Origin of the sequence: Adonisia turfae CCMR0081 (assembly GCF_011009555.1) — a bacterium.
Taxonomy (GTDB): Bacteria; Cyanobacteriota; Cyanobacteriia; order Phormidesmidales; family Phormidesmidaceae; genus Leptothoe; species Leptothoe turfae.
Genome location: NZ_QXHD01000004.1, coordinates 6,550,200 through 6,569,086, shown reverse-complemented (window position 1 = coordinate 6,569,086; position 18,887 = coordinate 6,550,200). Strand labels below are relative to the sequence as shown.

Sequence of the window (18,887 nt, the reverse complement as noted above, 5' to 3'; positions counted from 1 at the left end):
ATCTAGCACCATTACCCTCTACGAATTTGATCCAAAAGGCCGCCTGGTGCATACTCACCGCCGCAATATTCCAGGGTTCGCGTTTCTGCACGACTTCGCCATCACCCCGAACTACTGCATCTTCTTTCAAAACCCGGTGAGCTTTAATCCCATACCTTACCTGGCAGGCATCAAAGGAGCTGCTGAATGTATTCAGTTCAATGAGAAACAACCCACACGAGCCATTGTTATTCCCCGCGATGGCATCAGCCCCATTCAAACAGTTGATCTGCAACCCTGCTTTGTTTTCCATCATGCCAATGCGTTCGAGGCTGATGGCAAGCTCTACTTAGATTCCGTTTGCTATCAAGAATTTCCCGATCTTAAAGGTGCAGAAAACTACTTAGAAGCTGATTTTAGTCGAATTCCTGAAGGACAGCTATGGCGTTTTGAATTAGACCTGACCACAGAGACTAGCCAAGCGGACTGTTTAATTGAGCGCGGTTGCGAGTTTCCTGACCTAAACCCCAACAACGTGGGTCGTCCCTACCGCTATTTATACATTGGTGTTGCCCATCAGCCCCAAGGTAATGCCCCTCTCCAGGCTGTACTTAAACGGGATTTAGCCACTGGCAAAGAAGAGATTTGGAGTTTTGCCCCCCGCGGCTTTGCCGGTGAACCGATCTTTGTGCCGCGTCCCAATAGCACAGTTGAAGATGATGGCTGGATTTTAAGTCAGTTTTACAATGCCGAACGCGGTTGCTCAGAGCTAGCAATTTTAGATGCTCAACATGTGACACAAGGTCCGGTAGCCACACTGAAGCTCCCCCATCATGTGCCCTACGGATTGCATGGTAATTTCACGCAGGATTTTGTGATACCTGCGTAGAACACAACGGTTTTTACCAATACCCAGGCTTCTCACCGTCTCCCTTAATCAGGGATCGTGCCGATTTGTGGCACCAGAAAGTTGAAGCCTGGCAACAGACGGGCACTATGCGTAGTGTAACCAAGTGACAAATAACACCCGTACCGACGATGAATTCTAACCCAACATCAGGTAACAAAACCTTGAACTACCGCTTGCGCACCAATCAACAAGGCATCTGTCTTGATGTCTGGGAAGATAGCCATGCGTTTACTCCAGGCCAAGCATCTTATCGCTTTTTTGTAACCTATCAGCTCAAATCCGCCGACGATGCCCAGGCCATCCTAGATCGCTACTTGATCGCCAATGACATGTACCACGCCGTACCCTCTAACGATGCAGTAACTCCCATTCATTTAAGAACCCTTGCGGGGTCGCAATCTTGATGCGATTAAGACACATCTTCAGATAGCTGCTGTAGCTCTCGCTGTTCTTCTTCTAAATAATAATCCCCGACATCAGCTCCATTGATAGGAATCGCTTCGTAACGCAGCAAGCCCTCCACATATACTTGCTTACCGACAGCGGGTGGCTCTTGTTGAGTCAAGATCCACACCTGCCCGGTGCCATCATCAATCTGATATAGCCAGCCATTCAAAATCGTTAGATGTTGCTTTACCGAGCCTTGGAGAGGAACCGACCGCTCAACACGCTGGGGTTGACGCAGGGAATCAATCGTAACCGTTGATTGAGGCAGAGAGATAACGGGCACTTGGCCACCCGATGGGGATTGACAAGCGGAACAGATCGCCATGAAGCTGATTCCGAGGCTGAATATAATCAGTCTGTAATTTAAAAAACGCATTGCAAAAGGAGTCTGTCAGGGTTCACGTCTGTCAGGGTCCAATCAAAGCATTCGAGCATCAGTCAATTTAGGAAAGGCTGTGCAACGAATGCATATTGGTTTTGTTTATCAGTTATCAAGCAGGCCATGTTGACTTGAAACGCTCGCATTTGGGTCAAGGAGTAGCCTTTGGTACTCTGGATAGAGCCAATGTGGCTAGTATCCCCTAATTGACTAGCTGCATCGGTAAAGTCGCCGATAAAGTTAGTAAAAATTTCATGGCCCAGCGGTTAGATGGCAAAGCACTTGCCAACAAAATTCAATCCCAGCTCGCAGCCGACATTAATCATGACAGTGAGCATAGGGACAGACCACCTGGCTTAGCCGTACTAATGGTAGGTGACCATCCCGCCAGTGCCGCTTACGTCAGAAATAAAGAACGGGCCTGCGAACGGCTAGGAATTGCATCTTTTGGCTCCCATTTACCTGCTGACACGTCTCAAGCGACGGTCGCTGAAATAATTGACCAGCTGAATCAAGATGACCGAGTAGATGGCATTTTAGTTCAGCTACCTCTACCTGACCATATAGATGCTGTAGCACTGCTTAATCGCATCGATCCGGCTAAGGATGCTGATGGATTGCATCCTGAAAATATGGGGCGGCTGATACGTGGAGAATCTGGCCTGCGCAGCTGCACTCCCGCTGGCGTCATGGCTGTCCTGAAGGAGTACAACATTGAACCAGCCGGGAAAAAGGCTGTTGTATTAGGGCGTAGCATCTTAGTCGGTAAACCGATGGCCCTTATGTTGCTAGAGGCGAATGCCACGGTCACGATTGCCCACTCTCGAACACAAGATTTAGCTGAACTATGCCGTCAGGCAGATATTTTAGTTGCGGCTGTGGGCCGCCCCAATATGATCGGTGCTGATTGGGTCAAACCAGGAGCCACTGTGATTGATGTGGGAATTAATCGTATTCAGGATGCCGAGTCAGGCAAATCTCGACTGGTTGGAGATGTTGATTTTGCCAGTGTGGAGCCCCTAGCTGGAGCAATTACCCCTGTACCCGGTGGAATTGGCCCCATGACAGTGACCATGTTGTTGCACAATACAGTATTAAGCTACCGTAAACGATTTAATGGTTAATTAATAGTTAGCCTTTTCGTTTTTAACGCCACGCGATCGCATTTGCCATTGCTGTGGTGTTGACTGCTCCATAAATTCGTTTTCCATAACCATGATGCCCACCGATGTCAATGTTGATTTTGACCTCAACTCCTACCTGGCCACTAAGGGGGCTGATGTTGAGGCTGCTCTCGATCAGTCATTAGCGGTGGTCTATCCCGAAGTCATTTATGAGTCAATGCGCTACTCAGTGATGGCCGGGGGTAAGCGGTTACGGCCAATTCTCTGTTTGGCAACCTGCGAATTGGTGGGAGGGACGAGCGCCCAAGCCATGCCCACAGCATGTGCGCTAGAAATGGTCCACACCATGTCGCTAATCCACGATGATCTACCGGCCATGGACAATGACGACTATCGTCGGGGTCAACTGACCAACCACAAAGTTTATGGTGACGATGTGGCAATTTTGGCAGGTGATGCCCTCCTAGCCTATGCCTTTGAATTCATTGCTGACCGCACTGAGGATGTTCCGGCAACAGCAGTGTTAGACGTTATCCGCCGACTAGGGCACGCCGTAGGGGCTGCTGGTCTTGTGGGCGGCCAAATTGTTGATTTGGCTTCCGAAGGCAAACCCGACACATCAATTGAAACCCTCAACTTTATCCACATACATAAAACTGCAGCATTGCTTGAGGTTTCTGTGGTCTCAGGGGCGGTCCTCGCAGGAGCTGACAATGACACCATTGAGCGTCTTTCTCGCTATGCTCAGAATATTGGTCTAGCGTTTCAAATTGTGGATGATGTCCTAGATGTTACCTCGACCCAAGAAGAACTGGGCAAATCGATTGGCAAAGATATTCAGGCTCAAAAGGCAACCTATCCAAGCATTTGGGGACTAGATGAATCAAGAAAGAAGGCTGACGACCTGATCCAGGCAGCTAAAGAAGAGCTGGAACCGTTTGGCCCCCTGAAACGACCTCTGGTTGCGATCGCAGACTTTATCACTGCGCGCACTCACTAATATCTCGTTGAATTATTGAATTGAATATACTTATATGGAAACCTTTATCGAGATTCTCCAGAACCACGTTCTTGTCGTATCCCTAGTTGCTTGCTTAAGCGCCCAGTTACTCAAGCTTATCATTGAGGCTATTACCCACCATCGCTTGAACTTTCGTGTTCTGGTCGAAACAGGCGGCATGCCCAGCTCTCACTCAGCTTTAGTCACTGCGCTCACCTGCGGCATCGGCCAGACCATCGGCTGGTCCAGTCCAGCATTTGCTGTGACTGCCGTATTTGCCGTCATTGTTATGTATGACGCTGCTGGAGTTCGCCAGGCTGCTGGCAAACAAGCACGGGTCCTCAACCAAATTGTAGATGAGTTCTTTAACGATCATGAATTTCAAGAAGATCGGCTCAAAGAACTCCTAGGCCATACGCCTTTACAAGTAATTGCCGGTGCGGCCTTAGGTGTCTTTATTTGGCTATTAGCAGTACCGACCTATTAGGGTTGGTAGCTTATCAAAAAGCGACTCGGCTTGCCTATGGGCGACTGTTAGGAATTACTGAATTGTATCGGTCAGTCGGATGACCTTTTCTCCATTCACTAAGAAGGACGTTAGGCCGCTATCAACTAGCTGTTGTAATCTTGCTGCCGCCGCCGATGAATCGGTTGTATGCAGCACTAACAGATAGGGCTGCTGGAGATAAACTGCTAAGCCCACGCTTCCTTGTTGGGCTAAATTACGTCCAATCTCAGGATTTTGCTGATAGTCCACCAGGACGGCCACCCCCTCACCCAACAATGTTGGCTGATACTGAGCTTGCAGGTCTGCAACAGGCGTAGCAGCTACAACAGGCCCTGTCACTGGCTCCTGCTCAGCAGTAGTAGAGGATGTTGCTGAGTCATCAACCACTGGCTCTTGCGTTGCAGTGGATGACTCAACAACAACAGTCTCAAGTTCTTCAATATCGTTGAGGTACAGTGCCCAAGAATTAGCTACCTCCAGGGACGTGAAACCACCAGCACGAATGACGGTATCGTCCAAATAGTTACACACCAGAGTGGGCTTATCGACCGGGAGGACGGAGATAGTGCGATCGCGAGTCTCCGCATCAGAACCACGCACAAGCAATAAATATTCTCCACTTGCAGGGGGTGGACAGTCAGGATAACTCTGAGCTATCCCTTGCACACCACTGCTAAGGAGAATAAGCATGGCTCCACTTAACCACCGATACCCCATAGCTAAACCTCCTAGCTAACTCAACCGCACTCGTACCCCAAAGCTGTTGTTCGGATAGAAAATACCCCAGAGTTATAGCGTGAATATGATTTGTATGCCAATTATGCAGCAGCAGCTAAGGAAGCAAGCGGATCGTTAACGGAGGTCAACGGAGTCTCAAACTCCCCAGTGGCAATATACTCAAGTCGCAACTTCAGCCAGGTAATAAACACCTTATCAGTGGAAACTATGGCTGCTGAAGGTTGTGGGCAACTTACCTTAACAGCCTCTAGTTCAGATGCCTCCAGAAAAGCAGGCTGCTTAATTAACCAAAAATCAATCTCTTTTTCTTGTTCTTGATAATAACGTCGCCGTTCCTTAAGAACTTCTTCCAGGGGCTCTTCTTCCAGTAAAAAGCGCTGGCTGGCTACGGCGTAATAGTATGTTGTCATCTGTCTTATAAAACCACCAAAAGTAATGACCCCGTAAGGTCAGATTTCAAATCCAATAGACAGGATTCTAACAGGGAATGCAGAACCACTGTTATTTTCTGTAATTAAACCTTGTACGCAGCCAACCTATACAAGCCTGACTTGTTTATAACGTTAGAAACTAGAACATACTTATGTCTGTTCCAATATCAGCGTAGCCAACCACCTCGTATCGTTAGCCTTTGAAGATCCGACTTATCTCTAGAAATCGATCCGTGCTGTAGCGACTTCTCGAGGAGTATCCTGTTCATCTTCTTCAAGGAAATAACGCTCATCATCATCTTGATAATCGTCATCGTCAATTTCGTCTTGAAGAGTGACATTAGCGCCATTAATTAAGACGCCCAACAAGCGGATATCTTCGTTGAGATCTAGCTCCTCAAGTGCTGTATTCAAAACAGCTCTTTCTGTTACACCAGGCCGCGCCACCAATATCATGCCGTCGGTTTGCTCTTCTAGCAATAAAGCATCATCAACACGACTCAAAGACGGCGTATCTAAGATAACCATGTCAAACCGCTCACGCGCATCGTCTAGGAAACGACGCATCTCGCTTGATTCAAGAATGGCAGCAGCTTGACGCTGAGGACCAGGACTAGGCGACACATACAAGTTTTCGACAAATGGCACCATACGCACATTGTCGCCAATACTGCCACCGTAATAGCGTAGCGGTTCCATCAAAACTTGATCATCATTCACTAATCCTAAATATTGAGCCTTAGAGCCGGAACGCAAATCAGCTTCCACTAGAAGGGTACGACGCCCCGCTTGAGCAGCTGCAATTGCCAGATTATAGGCCGTAATACTCTTACCTTCATTACTAATCGTGCTGGTCACTAACACCACACGAGGACCAATTACACTATCTTCAAAGCCTGTCAAACGCAACTTGCTCAAACAGCGTTCATAGCTACTGTGATACTGAGAATCGGACTGCACCAAAATGGGTGCCGCTTTAGCTGGGCGTGTACGAATAACTGGGACAGCCCCTAATATTGGCATATCCTGATCGCGCAGCAGTTTTTCCAAATCTTCGGGCGTACGGATAGTGCCGTCTAGCATATCCAATAGGAAGATGATTCCACCACCTGAAACAAGCCCCAGCAAGCCTCCTATCAGGAGAATGGTAGCAGGGTTTGGCTTTTCAGGTTCGTTAATAACAGCGGTAGGAGGACTCGCCACAGTTAAACTACTAACCGTTTCAGCCTCCGCAGCTTCCGCATCGACAATTCGAGCTTGGATCTGATCATAAAGTGCCTTTTTCAGGCCCACCTGATAGGCCAAACGCTCACGCTCCAACTGCTTATTAGGTAAACTGGAATACTGCTGGCGCAAGTCTCGAGCCGATAGGGCCAAAACTTGACTCTGACTGATCAGAGTATCCCGTTCCGTTTGCAAATTGACCAACTGGTTGGCCAAACCAGCTCGGGCAGGGTCTAAATTACTATTGATGTTAACAATGCCAGAAGGCAAAGCAGCCGTTTGACCATCACCAGACAGAACATCGTTTACCCGACGACTGAGCTGTGATTGCAATGCACTATAGTTCCGTAGAGATTCCACAACTATAGGATGATCTTCACGATAATCTGACGCTTGCAATATATTTAACTCATTTTCAGCCTGATAGATTTGCGCTCGCAAATTAGCAATTAGCGGGTCAGCACTTAAAGCTGAAGACACATAGGCTTCATCAGCAGTCAGTCCCAACCGTTGTTCTAGACTACGAATTTGAGTATCAATACCAGCCAGGGTGATTTCATTCTGCCGAATTTGCTGTTGGCTACCTGAAATTTGCCCCAACAAACTGCCATCTAATGCAGCTTGAATGGCTGGTCCTTCCTGACGGTCATATTGCTCTAAAGTTTGTTCCGCTTGCCTGAGGGCGGTTTCAATGGGTGGTAGGCGCTCGTTCAAAGCATCAATAATAGCTTGCAGACGGGCTTTATTACGGACACGACTTAGCTCAACCATGCCCTGGAAGAGTGTGTTTAGCACAACCGTTGCCGTCTCTTCGTCAGCATGAATAAAGCTAACATCTGCCCGAAGGCCAGTCTCACCCTTTTTGCCACCACTGACTGTCACCGTCGTATTTCTACGAATCTCCCCTGGTGTCAGATCGATACCTCTTGTCCCCAGCTGTCTAGACACCTCTTTCAGCAAGACCTCAGATAGCAGCTGATCTTTACTAATGATGCCCCTCCCAAGCTGGTCAATAGTGTCTGCCGTATTAGTAAGTGAAACCAAGGGAGCATTATCAACCAGTGTTCCCTCGGCATAGTACTCAACTGGCGGGGGCGGCTGTAGAGCTACAACCCCCGAAGCACCAACAATTGACAGTAAACAGGTCAGTCCAGCCCACTTATATCGCTGAACAGCTAATAGATACCGCTTAAAAATAGGAGATACCATGGGCACTCATCGGATAAAGAGAACTAAGGGAAGGCAATGGCCTGAATCATTTGCTCAGGTGACAGTCAGTAATTTTTCAGAAATCTAGGCTACTAATCCAGACAGTTAAGGCAATCATAGCTCAATCACCAAATGGATACCTCTTTGCTAGGGCATGCTGTGAATACGGACAACGACTAATCAAAAGATGTCGCGATCAAAAATGCCATCGAAAAAGAGTACAAAGCTGAGAATATCTTGAAAAGGTTGCGTAATCGTATCTATGGCAAAGGTAATTCGGTTAATAAAGTTCCTACCAACCACAATCACATCGTTATCCCTGAGTGGGGGATTCTGTGTGGGATCTCCATGGATGGCCTCTTTGGCGTTTAACTTGGTGACAACAGCTTCACCTTGCTCTGGATCAAAGCGAATTAGAGCCACTGAACTGAGGTTAGCTTGATTCAGAGGGATACCAATACCATTCCCCCCCCTGGCAGCATTGCCCACCAAGGCATCAACAAATGTACTGCCGTTCGGCAAACGTTGTCCGCCGACAGAGCCTCTAGGGTAGTTAATCACTCGCACCAGGATCTCAGGCTGAGCTAGGGTAGAACGGGTAACAAAGTTGACGTCATAGTCTTGGGTTTGCGCCGGATCAAGACGAGAAATAATAACGATATCTCCATTCTCTAAGCGCTCCTCGGGAAAAGGTAAACCATCTCGAACGGGCGTGTAAAGATCTACTGTCTTTTCAATGACGCTGTTATCAGGCAAACGTCGCTGAATACGTATCTCGCGCAAATCGGCTGTACTACGAGCACCACCAGCAGCCAAGAGGGCGGCAGTCACCCGTGGAGCTTCCAAGGGGTAGAGTCCTGGGCGTTCAATTTCTCCTAACATGATGACTTCTACCCCACGCTGGGCAGTCAACGTTAAGGTAACATCAGGGACCCGATAGTTTCTTGGATCATTGGCTCGCAGAGCTTGATAGTTGGGAACAATACGGCGGTTAAGTTCGACCTCTGAGACCTGATATGGTACCCCCTGAAGAGCATTCGCCAAACCGACAGAACGCACTTCGGAAAGCACTACATATTGGTTGTAGACGGCACGAATTCTATTTTCAGCTTCATTGAGAGTGAGGCCTTCCAAAGACACAGCGCCCTCAATGGGTAAAATCACGTTGCCTTGCTGATCAAGGGTTGCTTGAAATGACAGATCAGGAAACCGTTGAACACTAACAAAAATACCGTCTCCAGGCCCTAAGCGATACTGATCAAAGTTACGCTCAACCGATCCTGGAGTCGAACCTGTTCGAATGCGAGGATCTAAGTCTTCTAAGGTTGGGCGGCTCTCTAAGACTTCCACCGACGGGAGTTCGGGTCCTACAGCTTCATCAGCCAGGGAAGATTCATCAATATCCTCCTCAGGTGTATCCATAGGGACAGCATCCTCTGTTGAGGTGTCTGATGGAAGAGGAGCTAACTGCGCTACGCTTGGATTCTGCCAAAGATTCCAAATAACGGTACTGAGCAACAGTTGCCCAGCTAGCAGGCTGAACTTCTTATCCCAGGGGCTATGGGAAACATTGGCATTTTTGATAAGAACCATACCAACTCAAAATTAACAAAACGTATTTGAAATAAAGCTAGTTCACGAAAACCATAAGTTTTTCAATGTAGCTACTTTAGCTCATCTGCTGTACCGTCATAGGCTGATGCATTCCCGTGTTTGCGGACATGAAATGAGAGGCTACACTGCGGTCAACACAGCCTCTTCTAAAGCTGTTTGCACTAATTGACTCAAACTTTCTAAGTCAGAATAGAAGAGTGAGACGTCCCCAAGGGGAGGCATCGGTACCAGTAGACTTACTGCAACCCACGGCAGACGTTCGCCTCGAGTCCACTGATATTTTTGATCTCTCCAAAACCAATGATGGGGAGCAGGATGACCACCTTTGGGTAGTGCATACCATTGAGCTACTGCAAAGGTTTGGTTGGATGTCCAAGCTCGAAACGTATCTATGCTTAGCTTTCCTATACGTAAGCGACGAGGGTTAGAAGTTTGCCATTTTTGAGCCCCCTTTAAATCAATCCATTCAACTTGAGGCTGGTCCTCTGCCCGCCCCTGGGGTTTTAGGAAGAGTACCATTTGTTCTGAGGTGGCATTATCGCTATGGGTCAATTGCTGTACTGACCACTGAGAACCACCCATGGTGATTTTCTGTTGGAAATCTTGAGACCATCCCTTTAAGGTCAGTCCCGTTTCTTTCAGCTCTCGAATATCGCGAATTTGGGCAACACCGGGAGGTGAGTGCCAAGGCCACTGACCTAAATACCGAGGAATGGCAACGGCGGCAATAATGGCGGCTAGTAACGCTACGACTAGCCACCTTAGCCAAGGTCTAGATTTAGAGTTTTCAGACAATAAGGACAAAGCCATTGGTTACGAACATCCCGAGAAAAGCTTTGTGAACACTTGGAACATCGAGCTAAAAATCGACGGGAGGCATCTGCTGAGCAGGTTGACTGCCATCTGTATGGACATTTTCGAGTGCCACAGTTTTCATGGATACACTTTCTGGCACATGGCTTTGGATAGCATTCACTATTAAAACCAGAGAGCCTAACATAATCGCAGAATACACATCGCCGCCCCAGCTGTCATGGAGCCAGTGAAAAGCCTCTGACATACTGTTGCCATGAAAGAAAGTCAGAATTGTATTACGGAGGATATTACCGATGACACTTACTGAAATGATGCCCACAAAAAAAACTCCTGTGCGCAACCTTGAGCAATTTAGACCGGTCCAATAGGTAAGAACCAGACCCATGTACAGGCTGGTGAACAGCATCTTTAAGCCTGCACAGTGAGGGGCAACCTCTACCAGTTGCTGATTCATGCTGAGATAAATGTTATTGACTTCCACCTCATAACCAAGACCGTGCAAAATAGTTCCGGCCACGGTGGCAATAAATCGTTGTAGCGGCAAGATATGAGGCTCAATTAGATAGGGCAGCTGTGTCGGGGTAGAAAAAATAATCAGTACCAGGGGGAACAGCATCAGTTTTAAACCTGACGGGCCTTTGAGACACAAAAGCAAGCCTGTCAGTATCAGGGGCAACGATATATTCACCGCATCTATCACCCCGCTGGTATAAAACACCAGGGCTATGGCCAGACACAGCAGACCTGCCCAGTGGCAAACATCACCCAACTTTTTCCAGTCTTGGCGTTTATCCCAAACGAGTTTACAAGCCAAGGGAATGCCTAAGATGCCGTGACTAAAGTATTCATGCTGAATACTAATATTCTTGTTAATCCAACCATCCCATACCCAGTGATAGAGCAAGGGTCCATAAAGAATCACTAAACAGCTAATCACTATAAGCTCAAGTGCCCATCGCGACGCTTTGGATTGAGAAATACTAATCATAGTTGGGTATATCCGCTGCTCTTATGGGTTTAAATCAAGACTGGACAAGCTTGGACACCCCCGGCAATGGTCTCCACCACATACTGTAGTTGGTCGTTACTCATGCCGGGATACATGGGTAGTGATAAAATCTCCTGACTCAGCTGTTCAGCAACGGGAAAGTCACCAGCGCGATAACCCAGGTTATGAAACGCAGGCTGTAGGTGACAAGGCACTGGGTAGTGAATGCCAGATTGAATTTCACAGGTAGCCAATTCCTGCTGTAAACGGGTGCGGTCAATTGAGCAGTCTTGGGTTAGGCGGATAACATAGAGGTGATAGACATGACCACTGCCGCTCTGATTCAGCATAGGGACTAAGCCATAGTTAGCCAGGGGTTTTAGGGCATCGTCATAAAGTTTTGCGAGACGGTTGCGATCGCAATTCCATGACGCCAAATACGCTAGCTTTATCTGTAGTATTGCTGCCTGTAGCGTATCGAGACGGCTGTTAGTCCCACCAGGATCCGTGTGATAGTACTTACGGGTAGACCCATAATTACGCAACGATCTGACCGTTTGAGCAACGAGGTCATTTTGCGTCGTGACCATGCCGCCATCTCCCATAGCTCCCAAGTTTTTACTGGGATAGAAGCTAAAGGCAGCTGCTAAGCCAACACTACCGGCCTTCTTTCCTTCACGTTCTGCGCCGTGCGCCTGGGCAGCATCTTCAAAAATAATCACGTCGTACGTCTCAGCCAGGGAGCGCAAAGCTTGAGGAGAGACCATCTGGCCATAAAGATGAACCGGAATAATCGCTCGAGTTCTTCGAGTTATCGCCTGTTCTGCGGCAGCCAAATCCATCAACCCAGTCTCTAAATCGCAGTCTACAAAGACAGGAATGGCTCCAACCTGAAGTACGCCAATTAAGGTGGCTACAAATGTATTAACCGGCAGAATCACCTGGTCCCCAGGTCCTACACCGCAGGCCTGGAGCCCCAGGGTCAAAGCATCGGTACCTGACCCCACCCCCACACCATGACAAGCATTACAGGCAGTGGCAAATGCCTGCTCAAATTGAACGACTGACTCGCCTAGAATATAGTCACCCCGAGCCACCACAGCCGCTATCGCCGCCATTAGCTCCGAGTGCAATGGGTCGTGCTGTTGGCATAAATCAACAAAGGGAACAAAGCGTGAACTAGCCATGATGTGAACTTTCTACTGCAATATTGGCACTTGCTCCCACAGTTGTTAGTAACAGATGTCGGGTAGAGTAGCTGCCATTTATAAAATGTTCCCTATTAAAACCCAGTGACACCTGTGGAAACAGCAGGTTAATCACACCGCACCTGCATACACAGCTTTCATAGAAGAACTATAGGAGTCGTACGGGTCTGGTATATGTAAGCTTGGCGCAGACTCTCCTTTGGAGATATGCATCCAGCAGTTTGCTATATTTGTGCCCCTATTCACCAGTTTCTCTTGTTAATTTGAGAATTGGGCATATTGACATCGTAAAGTCTCTATGAAGCTTGTTAAATCCCTTTGTCCCTGCTTCAGAATTGACGATGGTCGTTTCTAACCTTATGGTGGGCGGAACCTGTAGTAGCAGAGTGCTGCCCCAGTTTCTCTTCCCTCTCATATTATGGATATTAAAACAGCTCAACATGTGGTGATGACCCAAGCGGATTTGACCGTATCTGATGCATTTTTGGCACGGCTACAGCAGTATAAACCGCCAGTCCCCGGACAAGTGACGTCGTTACTACTAGCTTTAAAGTCAATTACAGAAAACCTAAAAGCTGCTGAGCAGTTAGATCGACCATTAGTCTATGCTTTACATCAACTCGCTTATGAAGGTCGCCAGTTCTATGAGCAAGGAAAACGCGCCAAAGTAGAGTGGCCACCGCTATTGAATGCTGATATTGAGCGTATTGCGATCGCAACCGCGCAAATCTTTAAAGGGAAGACATGAGCTTGTATACAGCAAGCTTATCTACATCAAGACGGTTAGCGTTACCCCTTAGTTGCTATCCCCCTATAGAAATAGCCAATCAGCTTCGGCAAATCCCTGGAATAAAACTCTTCACACTCCATTTGGTCAAAAACAGCCTTAACGAGGGTAGCCATAGGTTGGTCTAGACGACAGCCATCGGCAATACGTCGCTGGAGCGGTGTAATCCGACGCTGCCAGGTACCCACACCACGTTCTGGACTTAGACCATGTTCAATAAAGAAAAATTTTCCTCCTGGCCGGAGTACTCTGTACACCTCCGTCAAGGCCTTTTCAACATTGGGAATGCTGCACAGAGTCCAAGTACACACCACCGCATCAAAGCTTTCAGTGGCCATGGGTAACGCCTCAGCACTGGCTGTTTTTAAGGTGATATCTACGGTTGAGTCTTGAATCCGTGGGTTTGCGATCGCAGCCATCCCTTCGTTAGGATCAATGGCAGTTAACGCTGTCACCTCATCACTGTAATAAGACACATTCAACCCTGTGCCAAAGCCAATTTCCAGCACCTGGCCCTTCACAGACTGTAGTAGGGATTGACGATAGTCATTTAACTCTTGTCCTGACATTGTCAGATCTAGTAAGCGCGGAAAAACTATACGTGAATAAAGGCCCATACTTTAACTCCAAAAATTTTTAGGACATCCCCCTAAAACATCAATATCGCCTGTTCAGGCTAAATAGTAGTATCTTGTTGACTCTACCAATTTCACCAAAGATGCTATGGACTCACTGAAGGGACGGAATCTGCTTAGCATGGCAGATTTAACCAGTACAGAACTACACGGACTACTCGCCTTGGCAGCCCAACTAAAAGATGGCACCAAACGGCCCAAATGCCTGAACAAGGTACTGGGCTTGGTATTTTCCAAAGCATCCACGCGTACCCGTGTGAGTTTTTCAGTGGCCATGTATCAACTGGGCGGTCAAGTTCTGGATCTCAATGCCGGCGTCACCCAGATAGGGCGTGGAGAACCCACCGCAGACACTGCACGCGTTCTCGATCGCTATCTGGATATAGTCGCCATTCGTACCTTTGCACAATCTGAAATAGAAGAATTTGCTGAATACGCCTCCATCCCAGTGATCAATGCCCTGACTGATCTGGAACATCCATGCCAGATTTTGGCAGATCTGCTCACCCTCAAAGAAGCGTTCGGCACCCTAGAGAACTTAACCATGTCCTACCTGGGAGACGGAAATAATGTCGCCCATTCTTTAATGCTAGGTTGCGCCCTGGCAGGCGTGCATATTCGCGTCGCAACACCAGATGGCTACGCCCCTAATCCAACCGTTGTGAAGCAAGCAATAGAACTTAGTCAGGGACGTAGTGAGGTGATTATTACCACTGATCCTAAAGCTGCTGTAGAAGCAAGCCATGCACTTTACACAGATGTGTGGGCCAGCATGGGCGAAGAAGCAGAAGCAGAGTCTAGAATTCCTAAGTTTCAGCCCTATCAAATCAACCAGGCCATGCTTGATTTGGCTAACGAGCAGGCCATAGTCCTCCACTGTCTACCAGCTCATCGCGGTGAAGAAATTACCCACGATGTCATGGAAAGCTCCCAATCTCGTATTTGGGACCAAGCTGAAAATCGACTCCATGCTCAAAAGGCTCTACTAGCAGCTATTTTGAGCGCAGCTTAAAGCAGACATAAGCTGTCAAACAAACTAGAATTGACATCCCCAGGATTCCAGAGAGAGGATTACCATGGATGCCCGTCACCCATTCAGGTACCTGCCCTGAGGGAAGAACTAAATCCCCCACATCTACAATGTAGTAGCCCCATATGAGGCCTCCATGAAACCCCATTGGCAACCCTAAACTGGCAAAAGAGCGCTTCCGAAAATATAGATAGCGCCCACATCCCAAAATAAGTCCCAAGAGAAGCAATCCTAAAAACTGGGGGGACGTTCTCAAAATGTCAGGTAATGGCTTAATGAAATGGGCGATAGCAAAAATCAAACTGCTCCAAACAATTGCCTGAGACCTGGGCAAATTTTGTTGAAGCTCAGTTTGCAACCAGCCACGGAATAACAGTTCCTCTGCAAAACCAAAAGCCAGACCTACGGCTAAGCCTTCTACAGCAATCCTCGTTAGAGGTTGAGGATGAAAGTTGGCCCAACCACACAATACTTCTATCCCAAATAGGAGACATACCAAGGCAAAACCAAATGCAACAGCAAACGCTAAATCGCAAAAGAAGCGCTGACAGCAGACTAACCCATATGTTTGAAAAGGCTTAGGCCAAGCATGACCCCAACGCCCCCAAAACCAAGCATGGCCGAGGAAACAACCATATAGAGCAATCAACGCTAGCGCATTCATTACATCAGACTGCCCGGTCAAACCTCCTATGCTGTAAAAAGTTAATGCGAAGGGGGTCCATAGAATGACCAATGTCACCAAGAAAGCGATGATCCGCCAAGCTAACGGAGCATGCATTAAGCGTCGATATAGCTGAATCTGCTTGACCATTGTGGTTAAGCAGCCATGGTTGGAGTAAAAAATCTGATCATAATCAAGCTATTGAGTCTTACTCATCAGGCTCAATAGTACTTGTAAGCCCCTTAGAACGCAGCATTTCACTATAAAACTCAGCGTGTTCTAACTCACAAACAATCACCAAACCAACGCCCGCATTATGGGCCTGCATCATAATATCGACTGCCTGCGGCACTGAAAGACTGGGCACAGTCTTAACCAAAGATTCCACTACATACTCCATAGAGTTGAAATCATCGTTGTGCAGTAAAACCCTATAGCGAGGAGCATGCTGCCGCTTATTTGACGTAACTGTCTTCTCAATTGTCCCAGTAGACACCATGACCTTATCCAATCGTTAATCAAGCAAATTTCTTTATGACAGACGGCTACCTCGGAGTGCCACTCCTAATCAAGCCACACACACTGTTTTTAATTTTAACCAGAACTTATCTAAAAACTCAGGCATAAACCTCTAAACAAAGCTTTGGATAAGGCATTGCACGTCCTTGAAAATTACCACAAGCTTTAAAAGCAACAAAGAAATAATCTAAGTAAATGTTTCTCAACACGCTTAATGGTAGTTTATTAGCTAATTTAACAAAATTTGAATTTTTTCATCTCCTAGAGCCATATAAATGGTCTCTTATCCATTTCTTCCCCTACAGGGTGATGGTTTGAGAATTTAGCTCACCTTGTATCGACCCATCTATAACGTTTTTATTGAAACTCCTTTTTCAACATGGTTAGCATAAACCCTGGGCAAATCGTTTACCTGGAATGTTTAGATCAGCGTCTCTATGCTGAGGCAATTCAATTGGCTGGTTCGGTACGCTTGTGGTGCCGCCCCTTAATGCTGGTATGCAATCTTCCCTATGGGTCTCGGCAACAGCAAATGATGATCGCAGAAGCCGCTGCCAAGCCCGAAACTTGTAACTTAGACCTCTACGATCTAAAAACAGCTCCTGACCTTGTCTGGCCGATGGATAGGTTCAAGCTAGCATTCGATACAGACTTTTTTGCTTTGCTTTTCTATCTACGGATCGCAGACAATAATGACTCTGAAGATCTGGCGAAGCAGCATTTTCAACACTTTCTGCACACATGTTGGAACCCTGGGAGCTCAAATAATGATGCTTCTCAGTCATCTACGAAGCTGCTCTCAATACGATAAAAAATAAGATTCAGTTTAATCAGTTTTGAATGGGTGCAACATTAGGGCAGTATCCATATCACTGATATCTTTGGTGCCAACTATCGAACAGTTGGCACTAACTTGATACGGCCTTCATCCATTTCACTCATCAGAAGTTCGAGGGCTTCATAGTCAACTTCTGATATGTAACCCAGGCGTGAAAGCTCGGAGTTGATTTGTTCTTCAATATCTGGAGTTAGCTGCTTTGTATAAAGAGCTTTCTCAACCAGGTGGCGAATAGCAAACGAGTGCATGATGACTTATAGCAGGCTTTGCATCAGTATTTACATTCCAAGGACCATTTTCCATCTGGAACATGGTTGTCACTACTTGGGGGTATCTCAAGTGAAACTTCTGGAGTTAGTTAACTCAGTGATCCACATCACCCAACATGCCAACCCAAGGGCATTACCCTCATGACGTAGCTGTTGCTACCGTTTGATGGAGCAACTTTCTGGAAACTTCAAAGAGATGGGCTAGACATTAAGATTCCACAAATAGGTGGTAGGCATCTGGGCAAGCTTAGATTTGCCAAGTTAGCTTCAACAACATATGGAAAGGTCGTAGTCAGACAATTAATTTAATCTAATCAAACTGATAGGAGACAGAATATGAATAGCGTTGAAACATCAGTTCAGGTTGTGCGACCTATGGGCGCTTTAACATCTGCCAACGCTGACGCATTTAAAGAGGAAATGCTAACTGCTATCACATCTGAAAGTGCTAGCGAGGTAGCGATCGATATGGCAGCAGTAGACAGTGTAGATAATTCTGGATTAGTCGCACTGTTGGCCGGATGTGACACAGCTAAGCGTCACCGGAAGCGGTTGAGCCTATGTGATGTTGCTCCTCGCGTACGTATCGTGTTTGAGCTAGCTCAAGTTGATCGTGCTGTTTTAATGATAGACAGTCAAGATTTACTGGCTGCTTAGATTGATTAACTGCAATTATTCTTGTTCCCTTCGGTCTTGATACATAGCTGATTGATAATGCAGGACCGCACAAATTTATAAATATCGCTGGCGAGGCGACGGTCAACATGTTAACCGTCGCCTCGCTATTATGAATTGGCTGTGCTTCTAGTTAGCGCTCTACCCACCAAGGCACAACATTCGCAGCACTTAAGAATCAGTTATAGTTTAGGTCTGAGTTGCTTTTTCCATTGCCGTGGCTATTGCTGTAGACCAACTGATTACTCCAGATATTGCTCGTCCTGCCCGTTATTTAGGTAATGAGTTAGGAGCAGTTAATAAACCATGGGAAACAGCTACAATCCGATGGGTTTTAACGTATCCAGAAGTCTATGAGGTAGGGGCCTCAAATCTGGGCCATATCATTCTCTACAGCATTATCAATCAGCAGCCTCGACAGCTCTGCGATCGCGCCTATCTTCCTGGTTCAGACTTGGTACAAAAGCTGACAGAAACCGACACATCTCTGTTTGCTGTTGAGTCCCGTCGACCACTGACCGATTTTGATATTTTGGGCTTTAGCCTCAGTTATGAACTGGGTGCCACCAATATTTTGGAAATGTTGACCCTGGCAGGGATTCCTCTTACTTGGCAAGAGCGCAATAGCGATGGTCTCTGGAACGAATCTAGCTGGCCCATGATTTTTGCAGGTGGCCAAACCGCCACGTCTAACCCCGAACCCTACGCCGATTTTTTTGACTTTATCGCCTTGGGAGATGGCGAAGAGCTATTGCCAGAAATTGGTTTAGTCCTTGAAGAAGGCAAAGCAGCAGGAATGACTCGACAAGAGATCTTGCTAGATCTGGCCCAGGTGCCAGGAGTCTATGTGCCCCAGTTTTACGACATGGCCGATGATGGCTCAGTACATCCCAAT

21 protein-coding genes and 1 pseudogene are annotated in these 18,887 nt (G+C 47.1%); 10 read left to right on the top strand and 12 right to left on the bottom strand.

The window, feature by feature from the left end:
* Both DXZ20_RS31820 and DXZ20_RS31815 read left to right on the top strand, forming a co-directional pair.
* Positions 1-868 (top strand): carotenoid oxygenase family protein (locus DXZ20_RS31820; protein WP_250565997.1); only part of this gene is annotated, 868 nt, incomplete at its 5' end.
* A 149-nt stretch (positions 869-1,017) separates the two neighbouring features.
* On the top strand, positions 1,018-1,293 hold the full coding sequence (locus DXZ20_RS31815; protein WP_163659922.1) for a hypothetical protein: 276 nt from the start codon (positions 1,018-1,020) through the stop codon (positions 1,291-1,293).
* 5 nt (positions 1,294-1,298) lie between these two features.
* Here DXZ20_RS31815 and DXZ20_RS31810 read toward each other — a convergent pair whose 3' ends face one another.
* On the bottom strand, positions 1,299-1,661 hold the full coding sequence (locus DXZ20_RS31810; RefSeq protein WP_163702828.1) for a hypothetical protein: 363 nt from the start codon (positions 1,659-1,661) through the stop codon (positions 1,299-1,301).
* Between the two features lie 308 nt (positions 1,662-1,969).
* On the opposite strand from DXZ20_RS31810, the gene folD reads away from it, so the two are divergent.
* From folD to DXZ20_RS31795, 3 genes are all read left to right on the top strand, one after another.
* Positions 1,970-2,839: a bifunctional methylenetetrahydrofolate dehydrogenase/methenyltetrahydrofolate cyclohydrolase FolD gene (gene folD, locus DXZ20_RS31805; protein WP_163702827.1), complete on the top strand. Its 870-nt coding sequence runs from the start codon at positions 1,970-1,972 to the stop codon at positions 2,837-2,839.
* A gap of 91 nt (positions 2,840-2,930) precedes the next feature.
* Positions 2,931-3,839, top strand: coding sequence for a geranylgeranyl diphosphate synthase CrtE (gene crtE / locus DXZ20_RS31800; protein ID WP_163702826.1), 909 nt, complete (start codon positions 2,931-2,933; stop codon positions 3,837-3,839).
* A 34-nt stretch (positions 3,840-3,873) separates the two neighbouring features.
* Positions 3,874-4,326 carry a divergent PAP2 family protein gene (locus DXZ20_RS31795; RefSeq protein WP_163702825.1) on the top strand — a complete coding sequence of 151 codons (453 nt, stop codon included), beginning with the start codon at positions 3,874-3,876 and terminating at the stop codon, positions 4,324-4,326.
* Between the two features lie 54 nt (positions 4,327-4,380).
* Here the strand turns inward: DXZ20_RS31795 and DXZ20_RS31790 are convergent, their stop codons facing one another.
* From DXZ20_RS31790 to DXZ20_RS31760, 7 genes are all read right to left on the bottom strand, one after another.
* Positions 4,381-5,064: a hypothetical protein gene (locus DXZ20_RS31790; RefSeq protein WP_163702824.1), complete on the bottom strand. Its 684-nt coding sequence runs from the start codon at positions 5,062-5,064 to the stop codon at positions 4,381-4,383.
* A 101-nt stretch (positions 5,065-5,165) separates the two neighbouring features.
* Positions 5,166-5,495, bottom strand: coding sequence for an MgPME-cyclase complex family protein (locus DXZ20_RS31785; RefSeq protein ID WP_006516938.1), 330 nt, complete (start codon positions 5,493-5,495; stop codon positions 5,166-5,168).
* Between the two features lie 240 nt (positions 5,496-5,735).
* Positions 5,736-7,949, bottom strand: a complete 2,214-nt coding sequence (locus DXZ20_RS31780) for a GumC family protein (protein ID WP_163659933.1) — start codon at positions 7,947-7,949, stop codon at positions 5,736-5,738.
* Positions 7,950-8,129: 180 nt separating this feature from the next.
* Positions 8,130-9,542: a polysaccharide biosynthesis/export family protein gene (locus DXZ20_RS31775; RefSeq protein ID WP_250565996.1), complete on the bottom strand. Its 1,413-nt coding sequence runs from the start codon at positions 9,540-9,542 to the stop codon at positions 8,130-8,132.
* A 141-nt stretch (positions 9,543-9,683) separates the two neighbouring features.
* A complete protein-coding gene (locus DXZ20_RS31770) occupies positions 9,684-10,373 on the bottom strand; it encodes a cyanoexosortase B system-associated protein (protein WP_163702823.1) in 690 nt (229 codons plus the stop codon).
* 49 nt (positions 10,374-10,422) lie between these two features.
* Positions 10,423-11,367, bottom strand: coding sequence for a cyanoexosortase B (crtB, locus tag DXZ20_RS31765; protein WP_163659937.1), 945 nt, complete (start codon positions 11,365-11,367; stop codon positions 10,423-10,425).
* A 29-nt stretch (positions 11,368-11,396) separates the two neighbouring features.
* Positions 11,397-12,554: a DegT/DnrJ/EryC1/StrS family aminotransferase gene (locus DXZ20_RS31760; RefSeq protein WP_163659940.1), complete on the bottom strand. Its 1,158-nt coding sequence runs from the start codon at positions 12,552-12,554 to the stop codon at positions 11,397-11,399.
* Positions 12,555-12,993: 439 nt separating this feature from the next.
* Here DXZ20_RS31760 and DXZ20_RS31755 point away from each other — a divergent pair, with 439 nt between their 5' ends.
* Entirely contained in the window at positions 12,994-13,323 is a 330-nt protein-coding gene (locus DXZ20_RS31755; RefSeq protein ID WP_006516944.1) for a hypothetical protein, read from the top strand.
* A gap of 41 nt (positions 13,324-13,364) precedes the next feature.
* On the opposite strand, the gene DXZ20_RS31750 is transcribed toward DXZ20_RS31755, so the two are convergent.
* Complete coding sequence (locus DXZ20_RS31750; RefSeq protein WP_163659942.1) at positions 13,365-13,979, bottom strand: class I SAM-dependent methyltransferase; 615 nt, start codon at positions 13,977-13,979, stop codon at positions 13,365-13,367.
* Between the two features lie 106 nt (positions 13,980-14,085).
* On the opposite strand from DXZ20_RS31750, the gene argF reads away from it, so the two are divergent.
* The gene (gene argF, locus DXZ20_RS31745) at positions 14,086-15,009 is read left to right on the top strand and encodes an ornithine carbamoyltransferase (protein WP_163659944.1); all 924 of its coding nucleotides are present in this window, start codon (positions 14,086-14,088) and stop codon (positions 15,007-15,009) included.
* On the opposite strand, the gene DXZ20_RS31740 is transcribed toward argF, so the two are convergent.
* Both DXZ20_RS31740 and clpS read right to left on the bottom strand, forming a co-directional pair.
* Positions 14,990-15,841, bottom strand: a complete 852-nt coding sequence (locus DXZ20_RS31740) for a CPBP family intramembrane glutamic endopeptidase (RefSeq protein ID WP_163659946.1) — start codon at positions 15,839-15,841, stop codon at positions 14,990-14,992. The genes argF and DXZ20_RS31740 overlap by 20 nt on opposite strands.
* A 58-nt stretch (positions 15,842-15,899) precedes the next feature.
* Entirely contained in the window at positions 15,900-16,190 is a 291-nt protein-coding gene (gene clpS / locus DXZ20_RS31735; RefSeq protein ID WP_006516948.1) for an ATP-dependent Clp protease adapter ClpS, read from the bottom strand.
* 399 nt (positions 16,191-16,589) lie between these two features.
* On the opposite strand from clpS, the gene DXZ20_RS31730 reads away from it, so the two are divergent.
* The gene (locus DXZ20_RS31730; protein ID WP_163659948.1) at positions 16,590-17,021 is read left to right on the top strand and encodes a hypothetical protein; all 432 of its coding nucleotides are present in this window, start codon (positions 16,590-16,592) and stop codon (positions 17,019-17,021) included.
* Positions 17,022-17,101: 80 nt separating this feature from the next.
* Here DXZ20_RS31730 and DXZ20_RS31725 read toward each other — a convergent pair whose 3' ends face one another.
* Positions 17,102-17,296: a hypothetical protein gene (locus tag DXZ20_RS31725; protein WP_006516950.1), complete on the bottom strand. Its 195-nt coding sequence runs from the start codon at positions 17,294-17,296 to the stop codon at positions 17,102-17,104.
* 357 nt (positions 17,297-17,653) lie between these two features.
* Between DXZ20_RS31725 and DXZ20_RS31720 the strand changes: the two genes are divergently transcribed.
* Together DXZ20_RS31720 and DXZ20_RS37935 are read left to right on the top strand one after the other, a co-directional pair.
* Positions 17,654-17,974: an STAS domain-containing protein gene (locus tag DXZ20_RS31720; RefSeq protein WP_163659950.1), complete on the top strand. Its 321-nt coding sequence runs from the start codon at positions 17,654-17,656 to the stop codon at positions 17,972-17,974.
* A 235-nt stretch (positions 17,975-18,209) separates the two neighbouring features.
* Positions 18,210-18,887 (top strand): annotated as a pseudogene (locus tag DXZ20_RS37935) (B12-binding domain-containing radical SAM protein); the annotation flags it as partial.

Bases quoted from the DNA above. Each gene is read 5' to 3' on its own strand.
- argF (WP_163659944.1), top strand. From the start codon at position 14,086: ATGGACTCACTGAAGGGACGGAATCTGCTTAGCATGGCAGATTTAACC.
- folD (WP_163702827.1), top strand. From the start codon at position 1,970: ATGGCCCAGCGGTTAGATGGCAAAGCACTTGCCAACAAAATTCAATCC.
- DXZ20_RS31795 (WP_163702825.1), top strand. From the start codon at position 3,874: ATGGAAACCTTTATCGAGATTCTCCAGAACCACGTTCTTGTCGTATCC.
- DXZ20_RS31750 (WP_163659942.1), bottom strand. From the start codon at position 13,979: ATGGGCCTTTATTCACGTATAGTTTTTCCGCGCTTACTAGATCTGACA.
- DXZ20_RS31780 (WP_163659933.1), bottom strand. From the start codon at position 7,949: ATGGTATCTCCTATTTTTAAGCGGTATCTATTAGCTGTTCAGCGATAT.
- DXZ20_RS31785 (WP_006516938.1), bottom strand. From the start codon at position 5,495: ATGACAACATACTATTACGCCGTAGCCAGCCAGCGCTTTTTACTGGAA.
- DXZ20_RS31725 (WP_006516950.1), bottom strand. From the start codon at position 17,296: ATGCACTCGTTTGCTATTCGCCACCTGGTTGAGAAAGCTCTTTATACA.
- clpS (WP_006516948.1), bottom strand. From the start codon at position 16,190: ATGGTGTCTACTGGGACAATTGAGAAGACAGTTACGTCAAATAAGCGG.
- DXZ20_RS31775 (WP_250565996.1), bottom strand. From the start codon at position 9,542: ATGGTTCTTATCAAAAATGCCAATGTTTCCCATAGCCCCTGGGATAAG.
- DXZ20_RS31810 (WP_163702828.1), bottom strand. From the start codon at position 1,661: ATGGCGATCTGTTCCGCTTGTCAATCCCCATCGGGTGGCCAAGTGCCC.
- crtB (WP_163659937.1), bottom strand. From the start codon at position 11,367: ATGATTAGTATTTCTCAATCCAAAGCGTCGCGATGGGCACTTGAGCTT.
- DXZ20_RS31770 (WP_163702823.1), bottom strand. From the start codon at position 10,373: ATGGCTTTGTCCTTATTGTCTGAAAACTCTAAATCTAGACCTTGGCTA.
- DXZ20_RS31790 (WP_163702824.1), bottom strand. From the start codon at position 5,064: ATGGGGTATCGGTGGTTAAGTGGAGCCATGCTTATTCTCCTTAGCAGT.
- DXZ20_RS31740 (WP_163659946.1), bottom strand. From the start codon at position 15,841: ATGGTCAAGCAGATTCAGCTATATCGACGCTTAATGCATGCTCCGTTA.
- DXZ20_RS31755 (WP_006516944.1), top strand. From the start codon at position 12,994: ATGGATATTAAAACAGCTCAACATGTGGTGATGACCCAAGCGGATTTG.
- DXZ20_RS31720 (WP_163659950.1), top strand. From the start codon at position 17,654: ATGAATAGCGTTGAAACATCAGTTCAGGTTGTGCGACCTATGGGCGCT.
- DXZ20_RS31730 (WP_163659948.1), top strand. From the start codon at position 16,590: ATGGTTAGCATAAACCCTGGGCAAATCGTTTACCTGGAATGTTTAGAT.
- DXZ20_RS31760 (WP_163659940.1), bottom strand. From the start codon at position 12,554: ATGGCTAGTTCACGCTTTGTTCCCTTTGTTGATTTATGCCAACAGCAC.
- DXZ20_RS31815 (WP_163659922.1), top strand. From the start codon at position 1,018: ATGAATTCTAACCCAACATCAGGTAACAAAACCTTGAACTACCGCTTG.
- crtE (WP_163702826.1), top strand. From the start codon at position 2,931: ATGATGCCCACCGATGTCAATGTTGATTTTGACCTCAACTCCTACCTG.